The organism is Lentzea sp. NPDC054927 (assembly GCF_053610285.1).
Genome location: NZ_JBSGXZ010000001.1, coordinates 422009 through 436235, shown reverse-complemented (window position 1 = coordinate 436235; position 14227 = coordinate 422009). Strand labels below are relative to the sequence as shown.

Here is a 14227-nt window from a genome sequence, read left to right as displayed (position 1 = left end):
GTGACCCGCCTGACCTCCTACGCCGCCGTCTCCACCGCCCTGTCGCTGCTCAGCGACCGCGAACTCGATGACCTGGTGGAACGCGCCGAGCCGATCGGATCGGGGATCGGCGGCGAACCTCTTCGACCTGCCCATGCACACCCACTACGGCGTCGGGTTGATCTGCGCGTCGGGCTTCGGCGCTGGCGCGAACTCGCCGTGCACACGATGACGACGGACTGGGTGCTGGCGGGCGAGCACGAGGGCTTTCCGCTGATGTACCAGTGGCGGGTCCTGCCGCACCCCGGCCAGGTGCTGCCCGAGAAACTTGATCAGGCGGTCGACTACTGGGGGCCGGAGGTGGGTCCCTGCATAGAGGTGCTGAGGGCATCGACCGCGAGATGGTCGAACGGGAGATGGCGGCCGGGGTGGAGTTCATGAACTCCCACGGCCTGCTGCACTTCGACGGGCACTTCCAGAACATCCTGACCGACGGCGAGCGCCTGTACTTCGCCGACTACGGCCTCGCGATCTCCTCCCGGTTCGACCTGTCCGAGGAGGAGACCGCGTTCTTCGCCGAGAACCAGGACTACGACCGCCACTACACCGCGACGCACCTGGTCATGTGGTTCGCATACGCCCTGCGCTCACAAGGAGTTCCGCCACGGGTCATGGAGATCCTGAGTCGCCACAACGCGACGGCCGCGGTGATGAAGGACTTCTACCGCCGCTTCCAGCACGAGAGCCGGCGGACCCCGTACCCGGCCGAGGACCTCAGATCCGTTCGATGATCGTGCCGGTCGCCAACGCCCCACCCGCACACATCGTGATCAACGCCGTGGTCGCGTCCCGCCGCTCCAACTCGTGCAACGCCGTGGTGATCAGCCGCGTCCCGGTGCTGCCGACGGGGTGCCCGAGAGCGATCGCCCCGCCGTTCACGTTGACCCGGTCCAGGTTCGGCCGATGCACCGCCGCCCACGACAGCACGACCGACGCGAACGCCTCGTTGACCTCGAACAGGTCGATGTCGGCCATCTTCATCCCGCTGCGCTCCAGCAACCGCGCGGTGGCGTCCACCGGCCCGTCCAGGTGGTAGTACGGATCCGACCCGACCAGGCACTGCGTAACGATCCTTGCGCGGGGCCGCAACCCGTGCGCCCGCGCGAACTGCTCGTCCACGACCATCACCGCGGACGCGCCGTCCGAGATCTGCGACGACGTCCCGGCGGTGTGCACGCCGTCCGGCACCACGGGCTTCAACGCCGCCAGCGCCTCGAGCGACGTCTCCCGCAACCCCTGATCGGTGTCCACCAGGTCCTCGCCGACCTTCACCGGCACGACCTCGGCCGTGAATCTCCCGGCGGCCCACGCCGCCCGCGCCCGGTTCTGCGACTGCACGCCGAACCGGTCGACCTCCTCGCGCCCGATCCCACGCCGCTCCGCCACCCTTTCGGCGGCGACGAACTGGTTGGGCAGGTCGATCGTCCACGAGTCGGGGCGCGGCATGCCGGAGTCGCCGATGTTCGACCGCAGCGGCACGCGGCTCATGGCCTCGACCCCGCACGCGATGCCGGCGTCGATGGCACCCGCCGCGATGAGTCCGGCGATGAGGTGCGTGGACTGCTGGGCGGAGCCGCACTGGGCGTCGACGGTCATGCAGCCGGTGGTCTGCGGTAGGCCCGCGTGCAGCCAGGAGGTGCGGGTGATGTTGTTCGACTGCTCGCCGGCCTGCGTGACGGTGCCGCCGATGACTTGTTCGACAGTGGACGGATCGAGACCGGTCCTGTCAAGCAAACCCTGTTGTGCCGCACCGAGGAGCTCGGCAGCGTGCAGGCCGGACAACCAGCCGTTGCGCCTGCCGATGGGCGTGCGCACCGCTCCCACGATCACCGGACTGCCCACGCGAGCCTCCTCAGACTGGCGAAACGAGAACCAGAAACTAGAACACGTTCCTGTACATGACCAGATTGGTCGTATGGGGGCTTCAACACAAGGCACAACCGTGTTTGAATCGGATAGAACGCGTTCCACCTAGGAGGTGCCTGTGGGCAAGCCGCGCATCCCGGAAGGCTTCGACTTCACCGACCCCGACATGTACGCGAGTCGGCTGCCGTTCGAGGAGTTCGCCGAACTGCGCCAGACCGCGCCGATCTGGTGGAACTCCAAACCGCACGGTCAGGGCGGGTTTCCCGACGACGGCTACTGGGTGGTGACCCGGCACCACGACGTCAAGGAGATCTCGCGCAACAGCGAACTGTTCTCGAGCCGGGAGAACACGGCGATCATCCGGTTCAAGGACGACATGCCCCGCGACAACATCGAGATGCAGCGGCTCCTGCTGCTGAACATGGACCCGCCGACGCACACGAAGCAGCGCGGCATCGTGTCCCGCGGCTTCACGCCGAAAGCGGTCAACGCCCTGCGTGGCGCACTCACCGCGCGCGCCGAGCGGATCGTCGAGGAGGCGCTGGCCAAGGGCAGCGGCGACTTCGTCAGCGACGTGGCGTGCGAGCTGCCGCTGCAGGCGATCGCGGAGCTGATCGGCATCCCGCAGGAGGACCGGCGCAAGATCTTCGACTGGTCCAACCAGATGATCGCCTACGACGACCCCGAGTTCGAGATCGAACCGCTCGCCGCGGCCACGGAGCTGCTCGGCTACTCGTGGACGATGGCGGAGGACCGCCGCCAGTGCCCGCGCGCGGACATCGTCACCAAGCTCGTCCAGGCCGATGTGGACGGCGCCGGGCTCGCGTCGGAGGAGTTCGGCTTCTTCGTGCTGTTGCTCGCCGTCGCCGGCAACGAGACCACGCGCAACGCCATCACGCACGGCATGAAGGCGTTCTTGGACCACCCCGAGCAGTGGGAGCTGTACAAGGAGCAACGTCCCGCGACGGCCGGCGACGAGATCGTCCGGTGGGCCACGCCGGTGGTGTCGTTCCAGCGCACCGCGATGGCGGACACCGTGCTGAGCGGCGTGGAGATCAAGCAGGGGCAGCGGGTCGGGATGTTCTACTCGTCCGCGAACTTCGACGAGGAAGTGTTCGAGAGCCCGAAGAAGTTCGACATCACCCGCGATCCCAACCCGCACCTCGGGTTCGGCGGCAGTGGCGCGCACTTCTGCATCGGCGCGAACCTGGCCCGCCTCGAGATCGACCTGATCTTCAACGCGATCGCCGACGCCATGCCGAACATCAAGCAGGTCGCGGAACCGCGGCGGCTGCGGTCGGGATGGCTGAACGGCATCAAGGAGTTCCGCGTCCAGTACGCGTGAACGGCCGAGCCCTCCGCCCGGGGCAGGGGCGGAGGGCTCGGCTTCAGCTCATTCCGTGCGCAGGGTCGCCATCGCCCGCTCGGTCTCCCAGAACGCGCGCACCGACTTGATCAGCCCGTCCTCACCGACGTTGTAGACGAACACGCCCTCGGTGTCGACGCGCGCCCCGCCCGGCAGAAACGCGCTGATCACCCCGACGTTCGCACACTCGGAACCCGCCGCGAACGAGTCGTGCATCGCGAACTCGAAGCGTTCGACGTTGGCGATCGCCAGGTCCCAGAAGGCCGCGATCGCCTCCTTGCCGTGGTGTCCCTTGCCCTCGGCGTCGAACATCGACGGCCCCACCGGGTCCTCGACCACGGCGTCCTCGGCGAACAACGCCAGCCATTCGTCCTTCTTGCCGCTCGACACTGCCTCCATAGAACGCCACGAGGCCACACGGGCGGGGGTTTCTGTCTTGGACGCCGTCCAGGTCACTGCGGTCACGCGAACTCTCCGATCACCTCGTCGGCGAAGCGCCGAAGTCCGTCCTTCTTGGCCTGCAGGCTGCCGTCGAACCCCACGCCGTAGAACAGCCAGGGCACGACAATCGTGTCGGTCACGCCGATCTCGTCGAGCTGCTTGTAGCCGTCGAGCCCGAACCGGTCGATGCACACGGCCTGGATCTCGAACGGCCGCTCGAAGCAGCCGAGGTCGGTGAGCTGGGCGATCACCGACTTGAGCTCCTCGAACTTGATCATGGCCGACGTCCAGCCGTCACCGACGCGGGCGGCGCGCTTCAACGCGGCGGCGGAGTGGCCGCCGACGTAGAACGGCACTGGCGAAGTGGGCGCCGGCGACATCTGCAGCCGATCGAAGTCGAAGTAGTCGCCGTGGTACTCGACCATCCCGCCGCCGAGCACGAGTTTCAGCACGTCGATCATCTCGTCCACGCGGGGGCCGCGGTTCTTGTACGGCACGCCGCACCACTCGAATTCCTCCGGCGACCAGCCGAGACCGACGCCGAACCCGAAGCGGTTGCCCGTCATGTGCGCGACCGAGCCGACCTGGCGGGCGAGCAGCAACGGGTTGCGGGAGCCGAGTTTCAGGACCTGGGTGTAGAAGTGGATCCGCGACGTCACGGCCCCCATCGCGGCGGCGGCGACGAACGGGTCCACCCACGGGGTTTCGGCGTTCCACATCCGGGAGCCGTCGGGCGTGTAGGGGTAGTCCGCGGAGACCTTCTCCGAGAAGAACAGCGAGTCCGGCAGCGCGATCGACGCGTAGCCACATTCCTCTGCGCACTGGGCCAACTCGGTCAGCTGGTCGAGCGGGCTCATGGCGATGCCAACGGTGAACTTCACGGCTTCTCCGATCCGACGACCCACATGGCGAAGAACTGCGAACCACCGCCGTACGCGTGACCCAGAGCCACCCGCGCGCCGTCCACCTGGTGGTCTCCTGCGGTGCCCATGACCTGCATGGCGGCCTCGGCGAACCGCAGCAGGCCGGACGCGCCGATGGGGTTCGAGGACAGCACGCCACCGCTGGGGTTGACCGGCAGCCGGCCGCCGATCTCGGTCTCGCCCGCCTCGGTGAGCTTCCAGCCCTGGCCGATGTCGGTGAACCCGAGGTTCTCGAGCCACATCGGCTCGAACCACGAGAACGGCACGTAGATCTCGGCGGCGTCCACTTCGGACAGCGGGTCGGTGATGCCCGCCTGCTTCCACAACGCCCGTGCGGCATCACGACCGGCCTGCGGGTTGACCTGGTCGCGTCCGGCGAACGTCGTCGGCTCGGTGCGCATCGCCGTGGCGCGGATCCACGCGGCCCGCGACGACGTGGGCTCGGCGGAGATCACCACCGCGCAGGCGCCGTCCGAGGAAGGGCACGTTTCGTCGTACCGGATCGGGTCCCACAGCATCTTCGAGGCCTGCACCGACTCGACAGTGACGTCCGGCTGCTTCAAATGCGCGTAAGGATTAAGGGCTCCGTTGCGGCGGTCCTTGGCGGCGACCATCGCGCCGATGTGTTCGGGAGCGCTCGCACGGCGGATGTAGGCACGGACGTGCGGCGCGAAGTAACCACCCGCGCCGGCGTGCACGGGCATCGTGAACGGCGTCGGCACGGACAGCGCCCACATCGCGTTCGACTCGGACTGCTTCTCGAACGCCACCGCCAGCACACGGTTGTGCACCCCGGACTGCACGAGCGACGCGGCCACGTTGCCGGTGCTGCCACCGACCGAACCGGCGGTGTGCACGCGCAGCAACGGTTTGCCGACGGCGCCCAGCGCGTCCGCGAGGAACAGCTCGGGCATCATGACGCCCTCGAACAGGTCTGGTGCCTTGCCGAGCACCACGGCGTCGATGTCCGGCCAGTCCACGCCGGCGTCGGCCATTGCGCGGTCGATCGCCTCGCGGCACAGGCCCGCCATCGACACGTCGAGGCGTTTCGCGGCGTGGTGCGTCTGGCCGGTGCCGACCACTGCTGCCGGTCGCATCTACACCCGTCCTTCCATGACACAGACGAGGTTCTGTTGGAGCAAAGGCCCACTTGTGGCGTGACCGAGCACCTTCGAAGCCGATCCGTCGTGCACTCGCCGTGCCGCTTCACCGATCCGCGCCAGCCCGGCCGCGAACATCGGGTGGCCGGCCAGCACGCCACCGGACGGGTTGAGCACGACGTCGTCACCGAGCCCGAGTGCTTGGCGCAGCAGGATCTCCTGATGGCTGAACGGCGCGTGCAGCTCCGCCACCTCGACCCCGTCGGCACCGGCCGCCTTGCCCGCGGCCACCGTCGAGGGAGACGCCAGCAGGTCGCGCGCCCCGAACGACGGCGAGTCCACCCGGTGCTCGAAGCCGGTGATCCACGCCGGACGTTCGCACAACTCCCGCGCCCGGTCACCGGAGGCCAGCACGATCGTCGCCGCGCCATCGGTGATCGGCGCGCAGTCGTGCCGCCGCAACGGATCCACGACGTACGGCGAGTCCAGCAGCTCGTCGACCTCGACGTTTCCGGACAGCTGCGCGAGCGGGTTCGACACGGCCGCCGCCCGACTCCGCGCGGCCACCGACGCCATCTCACGTTCGTCCCAGAGCCCGGCCTCGATGCCCATCCGAGCCTGAATCCCGGCCAGCCCAAGGGAGTCCGGCCACAGCGGCGTCACCAGGTACGGGTCGAGCTGCATCGCCATGACCCGCCGCAGCTGACCCGCCGACGACTTGCCGAAGCCGTAGACCAGCGCCGTGTCGACCTCGCCGCACAGCAGCTTCACCCAGGCCTCGTACAGCGCCCAGGCCGCGTCCATCTCGACGTGCGACTCCATGATCGGCGGAAACGCGCCGATCGCGTCGACCGCCGACACGAACGAGAACGCCCGGCCCGCCAGGTAGTCGGACGAGCCGGAGCACCAGAACCCGATGTCGGACTTGGTCAGGCCGAGCCCGCCGAGCACCTCGTGGAAGATCGGCACCAGCATCTCGACACCGTTGGTGGTGCCGTCGGTCTCGCGCACGCAGGGCGTCTGCGCGAAGCCGACTACCGCAATGTCACGCACGCGAGCCTCACAGATGCTGGGAGTAGGAGTCGAACGGCGCGTCCGGTTCGCCGGAAGGCTTGAAGTGGTCGATGTTCTGCATCGTCGGACCCCACTCCTCGCGCGGCTTCCACACCGCCTCCACCCGCATGCCCATCCGCACGTCCTCGGGCGCGATGCCGAGCAACAGGTGCAGGAACGGGATGTCCGCGCCGTCCAGCAGCACGTACGCGGAGACGTAGGGCGGTGGGATGCGCTGGCCGAGGAACGGCACGTTGACCACGCAGAACGTCGTGATGGTGCCGCGGTCGGACAGCTCGATCCGGTCCGTCGTCGGCACGCCGTCGGTGGGGCAGGCCGGTCGCGGCGGGAAGTAGACCTTGGAACACTCCGGGCAGCGCTGGGCGATCAGCTGGCCTTCCATCAGGCCGCGCAGGAACGGATCCTCGGTCGGTGACGCGGAATGCGTGTAGTGCAGGTTCACCGGCGTGGTCACCATCGTGACGTCGTCGGCTTCAACCGGATCATCAGAAGCCTCATCGGAGAGCTCGAAGCACTCGATGTCCGTGATGGCACCAACGCGTTCGTCACGCCATCGCACCCGTACGCGCGCGCCTGTCGACATCGCGGATGGGGTTCCCGCGTCGACAGCGTGCAGCAACGCGGTGTCCGCGCCGTCGAGCTGGATCAGCGCCCAGGCGAACGGCCGGTCGAGCGGTTGCCCTTCCAGTGGTTCGGGGATCCACGACCAGCCGCGCACGACACCTGTCGACGCCACGTCCACGAACTCCGTCAACCGCTCGGCGGTCACCGGGTCGTATTCGAGCGGCGGCACGTGCACACGGCCGTCGGAACCGCGGATCCCCGTCACCTTGCGGCGGCGCAGATCCGAGAGGAACCGGCCCAGCGTCGGGCCGAGCGAGCGCGTGTAGTCGAAGCCCACGTCGAGCGGAGCACTGAGCGGCTTCGTACTGGGCGGCCGTGTCACAGATCAAAGTGAAACAGGTTCTCGAAATGGTGGCAAGATGGGTGCATGAAGCTCGGTCTGCAGCTCGGCTACTGGGGTGCCGCGCCACCCCCGAACGCCCCCGAACTCGTGGCGGCGGCGGAGGAATTCGGCTTCGACGCGGTGTTCGCCGCCGAGGCGTGGGGATCGGACGCGTTCACCCCGTTGGCGTGGTGGGGATCCGACACCCAGCGGGTCCGTCTCGGCACGTCCGTCGTGCAGATGTCGGCCCGCACACCGGCCGCCTGCGCGATGCACGCGCTCACCCTCGACCACCTCTCCGGTGGACGGTTCGTGCTGGGTCTGGGCGTGTCCGGGCCGCAGGTCGTGGAGGGCTGGTACGGCCGGCCGTTCGCCAAACCCCTTGCCAGGACCAGGGAATACGTCTCGATCCTGCGTCAGGTGCTGGCCCGCGAAGCACCGGTCACCAACGACGGTCCGCACTTCCCGTTGCCCTACCAGGGTCCGGGCTCGCTCGGGCTGGGCAAGCCGCTCAAGCCCATCACCCACCCGCTGCGCGCTGACCTGCCGATCTGGCTCGGGGCGGAGGGTCCGAAGAACGTCGCGCTGACCTCGGAGATCGCCGACGGCTGGCTCGCGATCTACTACGCCCCCAGGCTCGCCGGCATGTACGACGAGTGGCTGGACGACGGGTTCGCGAAGTCGCGCCAACAGGATTCGACTCGCAGTAGGGAGAACTTCGAGGTAGCGGCCACCTGTCAGGTCGTCGTGACGGACGATCCGGTGAGCGTTCGTGCCCAGCTCAAGCCGTTCGTCGCTTTGTACATCGGCGGAATGGGCGCGCCCGGTATGAACTTCCACGCCGAGGTCTTCACCCGGATGGGATACGGCGAGGCGGTGCGGGACATCGGCAAGCTGTTCCTGTCGGGGCGCAAAGAGGAGGCCGTGCAAGCGGTTCCGGACGAACTGGTGGCCGAGATCAGCATCGTCGGCACCGCCGAGCACGTCCGCGAGGAGATCGGGCGGTGGGAGAAGGCGGGCGTCACGATGCTGCTCGTCGGCTGCCGCGACGTGGCATCGATCAAGGCGGTGTCGGAGGCTTGTCAGTAGGTGAAACGCGTTCTACTTTGAGGGTGTGGTCACAGGACTCTGGAACATCGCCGCCGATCAGCCGGACCTGACCGCGCTGGTCGATCCGAGCGGTCGCGAGATCACCTATTCGGAGCTCGCGGCATCTGCAGACCGGTACGGGCGCGGGTTCCAGGCCTTGGGGCTGGCACCCGGCGACAGCATCGTGCTGATGCTGCCCAACAGCGCCGAACTGGTCGCGGTGTACTTCGCCGCCTACCAGACCGGCCTCTACGTCGTGATGGCGAACTGGCACCTGACCGGGGCCGAGGTCGGATACCTCGTACAGGACAGCGGCGCCAAGGCCTTCGTCGCGCACGAACGGTTCGCCGACGCCGCAACGGAAGCCTCGGCGACCCTGCCCGCGAGCGCCCGGTTCTCCGTCGGCGACATCGCGGGGTTCGAGCCGCTGACCAAGCTCGGAGAGGGCGAGGAAGGCAGGCCGGACGTCCGCACGACCGGTTCGCCGATGCTCTACACGTCCGGCACCACCGGCCGGCCCAAGGGCGTGCGCAGGCCGTTGACGGGTGCGGATCCGGACGTGATTCCGCCGTCCGCGCCGTGGTTCTTCGGCATCTTCGGGATCAAGCCGCACGACGGGCACGTGCATCTGTGCGGGTCGCCGCTCTACCACACGGCGGTGCTCAACTTCGTCGTCATCTCGATCCAGCTGGGCCACACCGCGGTGCTGATGGACCACTGGGCACCGGAGGAGATGCTCCGGCTGATCGACCGGTACGAGGTCACCCACAGCCACATGGTGCCGACCCAGTTCCACCGGTTGCTGGCGCTGCCCGACGACGTCAAGGCCAAGTACGACCTGAAGTCGTTGCGGTCGATGATTCACGGTGCCGCGCCGTGCCCGCTCGAGGTCAAGCGCCGGATGCTCGACTGGTGGGGACCGGTCGTGATCGAGTACTACGCGGCCACCGAGGGTGGCGGCACCGCGATCACCGCCCAGGAATGGCTGCGCAAACCCGGATCCGTCGGCCTGCCCTGGCCGACGTCGGAGATCAAGATCCTGGGCGAGGACGGCAGCGAGCTGCCGGTGGGCGAGCGCGGCCTGGTCTACATGCGGATGGGCGACGCGACCTTCGAGTACCACAAGGACGCGGAGAAGACCCGCGCCGCACGAGTGGGCAAGCTCTTCACGTTGCAGGACATCGGCTATCTGGACGAGGACGGCTACCTGTTCCTGTGCGACCGCAAGAACGACATGATCATCTCCGGTGGCGTGAACATCTACCCGGCGGAGATCGAGGGCGAGCTGGTGTGCCATCCCAAGGTGGCGGACGTGGCCGTGTTCGGCGTGCCGCACCCGGACTGGGGCGAGGAGATCAAGGCCGTCGTGCAACCTGCCGACGGTGTCGAGCCCGACGATGACCTGACGCGCGAACTGCTCGAGTTCGCCGGCACGAGGCTGGCGAAGTTCAAGTTGCCACGCACGATCGAGTACATGGCCGAGCTGCCTCGTGATCCGAACGGCAAGCTGTACAAGCGAAAGCTGCGCAGCCAAGGAAGTGCGGGCCGTGCGTGACGCGATCAAGATGACGCCGGCCGAGATCGAGTCGTTCCTGGACGGTCAGAAGACGTTGATCGTCGCCACCATCGGCCGCAACGGCCTGCCGCACCTCGCACCGATGTGGTTCGCGGTGCTGGACGGCGAGATCGTGTTCTGTACCGACCGCAAGTCGCAGAAGATCCTGAACCTGCGACGAGATCCGCGTTGCAGCGTGCTGGCCGAGGCGGGGGAGACCTACGACCAGCTGCGCGGCGTGCACATGGAGGGCGTCACCGAGTTCACGGACCTCGGCCCGGTCGTGGACGCCGTGGTGGCGCGCAACTTCGGTGAGGTCGGCGACGACGACACGGCCCGCGAAGCCCTCCGCAAGGCGATGTCCAGGCGCGTCGCCGTGATCTTCCGTCCGACTCGCACAGCCAGCTGGGACCACCGGAAGACGATGTCGGGAGTGACCCCATGAACCTGAACCGCCGTCAGGTGCTCGCCGGAGCCGGCTTGGCGCTGGCCTCGGGACTCGTGAAGACCTCGCCCGCGTCCGCGGACCCCATCGGCGAGTTCGACGTCGTGGTGGTCGGCGCGGGCGCGGCAGGCATGACCGCCGCCCTCACCGCGGCCAAACGCGGACTGAGCTGCGTGGTCCTGGAGAAGGCGCCGACGTACGGCGGTTCCGCCGCCCGGTCCGGTGCCGGGATCTGGATCCCCAACAACGAGGTCATCCTCGCCGCCGGCATCCCCGACACCCCGGAGAAGGCGCGGCAGTACCTCGCTGCGGTCGTAGGTGACATCCCGGTCGTGCGGCAACAGGCGTACCTGACGTACGGGCCGCAGATGATCTCGTTCGTCATGCGCAACAGCCCGCTGCGCTTCCGGCACATGGATGGCTACAGCGACTACTACCCGGAATACCCCGGCGGCATCGCCAAGGGCCGGTCCATCGAGCCGGAGATGATCGACGGCCGCATCCTCGGCGCGGAACTGGCGAACCTCAACGCGCCCTACCTCGCCACCCCCGCGGGCATGGTCATCTACGGCGCCGACTACAAGTGGCTCGCCCTGGCCCTGGTCAACGCGAAGGGCGCCGCAACGGCCGCGGCCGCTCTCGCCCGCGGCACAGCAGCCGCGCTGGCGGGCCAGAAGCCGTTGACGATGGGCCAAGCACTGGCCGGCGGTCTGCGCGCGGGTCTGATGCAGGCGAACGTGCCAGTCTGGCTGAACACGGGGTTGGAAGACCTGCACGTGGAAAACGGCGCGGTCAAGGGAGTCCTGACGTCCCGCGGGCTGGTTCGTGCACGTCGTGGCGTGATCATGGGCTCCGGCGGGTTCGAGCACAACGCGTCGATGCGCGCCCAGTACCAGCGCCAGCCCATCGGCACGGCCTGGACCGTCGGCGCCAAGGAGAACACCGGCGACGGTCACCGCGCGGGCCTCCGTGCGGGCGCCGCGCTCGACCTGATGGACGACGCCTGGTGGGGCCCGGCCATCCCGGTGCCCGGCACGCCGTACTTCTGCCTCGCCGAACGCACCCTGCCCGGCGGCCTGATGATCAACGCGGCGGGCCAGCGGTTCGTCAACGAGGCCGCGCCCTACAGCGACGTCGTGCACACCATGTACGACAAGAACCCCACCTCGCCCTGCATCCCGGCCTGGCTCGTCGTCGACCAGAACTACCGCAACAGGTACCTGTTCGCCGACGTCGCACCCACCCTGCCGCTGCCGGACGGGTGGTACCAGGCCGGCGCGGTCGTGAAGAACTGGTCGCTCGACGGGCTGGCTGCTGCCATCAACGTCCCCGGCGCTGCTTTGAAGTCCACCGTCAGCCGGTTCAACAACCAGGCTTTCACTGGCCGCGACACCGACTTCAAGCGCGGCGACAGCGCCTACGACCACTACTACACGGACCCGGCGGTGTTCCCGAACTCCTGCCTGGCACCGCTGTGGGCGCCGCCGTTCTACGCCTTCAAGATCGTGCCAGGCGATCTGGGTACCAAGGGCGGCATGGTCACCGACGCGCGTGCCCGCGTGCTGCGGCCGGACGGTTCGGTGATTCCGGGGTTGTACGCGGCGGGCAACGTGAGCTCCGCGGTGATGGGGCGCAGCTATGCCGGGGCGGGGTCGACGATCGGCCCGGCCATGACTTTCGGGTACATCGCGGCCAGCAACGTCTAGGAGCTACTCCCACACGGTGACCTGGCCGGTGATCGTCGCGCTGTCCATCGTGACGACCTCGACCAGGAAGATCCGGCCGCCCGGCGTCTTCCCGCACACCCGGCTGCCGACGATCAGGTTCTCCGCGTCCCTCGTCGCGCGCTGCGTGAGGTCGGCGGCGCACTCGTCCCGTCCGGGGACGCCGTCGCCGACCCACTCCGCGAGCCAGTAGCCCTCGTCGCCGTGCAGGCGGCCGGGGGTGAGCGGCCAGACGTTCATGCCGTCCATGTCGCGGGGTTGCGGGAGGTCGAGGTTGTAGCTGCCGAACGGCACCGTGCCGCTGTACCGCACGCCGGACTCCGCGGGCGGGGGAGCCGCCGCGATGGTGATCGCGGTCGTGGGCAGGGGTGTGACCGTGGCCAGCGCGCCACCGGACGGCCGCGGCGCCTGGTTCACCGGTGCGGGACGGGCGGCACCGGCTGCCGTCGAACGGGCAGGTGCGCCGGTGGTGGCGGCAGGTGCCGACGTCGTACCGGTGTCCGTCGCGACCGTGGTGGTGGCCACGGGCGTTGGGTTGCCCGGTTCGTCCAGTTCCCACGCCAGCGCGGTGATGGTGACGACAGCTGCTGTCGCGGGCACGGTCAGCCACAAACCCTTGCGGGACCGCGGCTTGACGGGCGTGCCCACGTAGACGTCCCCGCCGATCGATCTGGCTTGGAACGACGTGCCGCTGACGTCTCCGTCGATACCGTTGTCGACCAACTCATCAGAGTGCTTCAAGACTGACCCCCGGACTGCGGATGTTGATACGCATTTCGGAGGGTCGCCGAGAAGTGTTACGGACGCGAACGAATCGGTTGGGCAGCTATCTAACGGCCTTTGAACTCCGGCTTCCGCTTCTCGGCGAAGGCACGCGGACCCTCCTTCGCGTCCTCGCTGGAGAACACCTCCATGCCGAGCCGAGCGTCCACTTTGAACGCGTCGTTCTCGTGCATCGCCTCGGTCTCCCGCATGGTCTGCAGGATCGCCCGCACCGCCAGCGGACCGTTCGCCGTGATGAGTCCGGCCAGTTCCATCGCCTTGTCGAGCGCCTGGCCGTCCGGCACGACGTGACCGATCAGGCCGATTTCCTTGGCTTCAGGGGCTTTGATGTGCCGGCCGGTCAGCAGCAGGTCGGCGGCGACGGTGTAGGGGATCTGGCGCGGCAACCGGACCGCTGAGCCGCCGAGCGGGAACAGGCCCCAGCGCGCCTCGGAGACGCCGAACCGCGCGCTCTCGCCGGCCACGCGGATGTCGGTCGCCTGAAGGATTTCCGTGCCGCCGGCGACCGCGGGGCCTTCCACCGCGGCGATGAGAGGTTTCGTCAATCGACGACCTTTCAGCAGCGGTTCGATGACGGAGAAGTCGTACTTCCCGGCGGATTCGCTGGGGTGGTTGGACGTCATGGCTTTGAGGTCGGCGCCCGCGCAGAAGGAACCGCCCGCGCCGGTGAGGATGCAGACGCGCACGTCGGGATCGTTGTCCACGCGGTCCCAGGCCTCGCGCATGATCGCCATCATCGGGCCCGACAACGCGTTGCGGACCTCCGGGCGGTTCATCGTGACGACCAGGACGTTCCCGACCAGGTCCACCAACGCGTGTGGTTCCGTCGTGGTCGTCATTCGCGCGCCTCCTGGATCGAGTCTGACCGCACGGGGG

General features: G+C 68.3%; 15 protein-coding genes. 7 read left to right on the top strand and 8 right to left on the bottom strand.

What is annotated here, in order from left to right; translation table 11 throughout:
* Both ACWGE0_RS02110 and ACWGE0_RS02105 read left to right on the top strand, forming a co-directional pair.
* Entirely contained in the window at positions 1-420 is a 420-nt protein-coding gene (locus ACWGE0_RS02110; RefSeq protein WP_452259029.1) for a hypothetical protein, read from the top strand.
* Positions 381-770 carry a hypothetical protein gene (locus ACWGE0_RS02105; RefSeq protein WP_452259028.1) on the top strand — a complete coding sequence of 130 codons (390 nt, stop codon included), beginning with the start codon at positions 381-383 and terminating at the stop codon, positions 768-770. The genes ACWGE0_RS02110 and ACWGE0_RS02105 overlap by 40 nt, the downstream gene beginning before the upstream one ends.
* Here the strand turns inward: ACWGE0_RS02105 and ACWGE0_RS02100 are convergent.
* Positions 754-1881, bottom strand: coding sequence for a steroid 3-ketoacyl-CoA thiolase (locus ACWGE0_RS02100; RefSeq protein ID WP_452259027.1), 1128 nt, complete (start codon positions 1879-1881; stop codon positions 754-756). The genes ACWGE0_RS02105 and ACWGE0_RS02100 overlap by 17 nt on opposite strands.
* Positions 1882-2023: 142 nt before the next feature.
* On the opposite strand from ACWGE0_RS02100, the gene ACWGE0_RS02095 reads away from it, so the two are divergent.
* A complete protein-coding gene (locus ACWGE0_RS02095) occupies positions 2024-3250 on the top strand; it encodes a cytochrome P450 (RefSeq protein ID WP_452259026.1) in 1227 nt (408 codons plus the stop codon).
* A gap of 48 nt (positions 3251-3298) precedes the next feature.
* Here the strand turns inward: ACWGE0_RS02095 and ACWGE0_RS02090 are convergent, their stop codons facing one another.
* Genes ACWGE0_RS02090 through ACWGE0_RS02070 form a run of 5 tightly spaced genes read right to left on the bottom strand, consistent with a single transcriptional unit; the run spans position 3299 to position 7755 of the window.
* Positions 3299-3736, bottom strand: coding sequence for a nuclear transport factor 2 family protein (locus tag ACWGE0_RS02090; RefSeq protein ID WP_452259025.1), 438 nt, complete (start codon positions 3734-3736; stop codon positions 3299-3301).
* Positions 3733-4593: a TIGR03619 family F420-dependent LLM class oxidoreductase gene (locus tag ACWGE0_RS02085; protein ID WP_452259024.1), complete on the bottom strand. Its 861-nt coding sequence runs from the start codon at positions 4591-4593 to the stop codon at positions 3733-3735. The genes ACWGE0_RS02090 and ACWGE0_RS02085 overlap by 4 nt, the downstream gene beginning before the upstream one ends.
* Positions 4590-5732 (bottom strand): thiolase domain-containing protein, encoded by a 1143-nt coding sequence (locus ACWGE0_RS02080; protein ID WP_452259023.1) that lies wholly within the window; start codon positions 5730-5732, stop codon positions 4590-4592. Before ACWGE0_RS02080 ends, ACWGE0_RS02085 begins: the two co-directional genes overlap by 4 nt.
* The gene (locus ACWGE0_RS02075) at positions 5733-6788 is read right to left on the bottom strand and encodes a thiolase domain-containing protein (RefSeq protein ID WP_452259022.1); all 1056 of its coding nucleotides are present in this window, start codon (positions 6786-6788) and stop codon (positions 5733-5735) included.
* Positions 6789-6795: 7 nt separating this feature from the next.
* Positions 6796-7755, bottom strand: a complete 960-nt coding sequence (locus ACWGE0_RS02070; RefSeq protein WP_452259021.1) for a Zn-ribbon domain-containing OB-fold protein — start codon at positions 7753-7755, stop codon at positions 6796-6798.
* A gap of 45 nt (positions 7756-7800) precedes the next feature.
* On the opposite strand from ACWGE0_RS02070, the gene ACWGE0_RS02065 reads away from it, so the two are divergent.
* The 4 genes from ACWGE0_RS02065 to kstD are packed head-to-tail and all read left to right on the top strand — an operon-like array spanning position 7801 to position 12550.
* Positions 7801-8844 carry an LLM class F420-dependent oxidoreductase gene (locus ACWGE0_RS02065; protein WP_452259020.1) on the top strand — a complete coding sequence of 348 codons (1044 nt, stop codon included), beginning with the start codon at positions 7801-7803 and terminating at the stop codon, positions 8842-8844.
* Positions 8845-8869: 25 nt separating this feature from the next.
* Complete coding sequence (locus ACWGE0_RS02060; RefSeq protein ID WP_452259019.1) at positions 8870-10399, top strand: acyl-CoA synthetase; 1530 nt, start codon at positions 8870-8872, stop codon at positions 10397-10399.
* Positions 10392-10844 carry a pyridoxamine 5'-phosphate oxidase family protein gene (locus ACWGE0_RS02055; protein WP_452259018.1) on the top strand — a complete coding sequence of 151 codons (453 nt, stop codon included), beginning with the start codon at positions 10392-10394 and terminating at the stop codon, positions 10842-10844. Before ACWGE0_RS02060 ends, ACWGE0_RS02055 begins: the two co-directional genes overlap by 8 nt.
* On the top strand, positions 10841-12550 hold the full coding sequence (gene kstD, locus ACWGE0_RS02050) for a 3-oxosteroid 1-dehydrogenase (protein ID WP_452259017.1): 1710 nt from the start codon (positions 10841-10843) through the stop codon (positions 12548-12550). The genes ACWGE0_RS02055 and kstD overlap by 4 nt, the downstream gene beginning before the upstream one ends.
* A 3-nt stretch (positions 12551-12553) precedes the next feature.
* On the opposite strand, the gene ACWGE0_RS02045 is transcribed toward kstD, so the two are convergent.
* Both ACWGE0_RS02045 and ACWGE0_RS02040 read right to left on the bottom strand, forming a co-directional pair.
* Complete coding sequence (locus tag ACWGE0_RS02045) at positions 12554-13291, bottom strand: hypothetical protein (RefSeq protein WP_452259016.1); 738 nt, start codon at positions 13289-13291, stop codon at positions 12554-12556.
* 107 nt (positions 13292-13398) lie between these two features.
* Entirely contained in the window at positions 13399-14190 is a 792-nt protein-coding gene (locus ACWGE0_RS02040) for a crotonase/enoyl-CoA hydratase family protein (RefSeq protein WP_452259015.1), read from the bottom strand.
* Between the last annotated feature and the right edge of the window lie 37 nt (positions 14191-14227).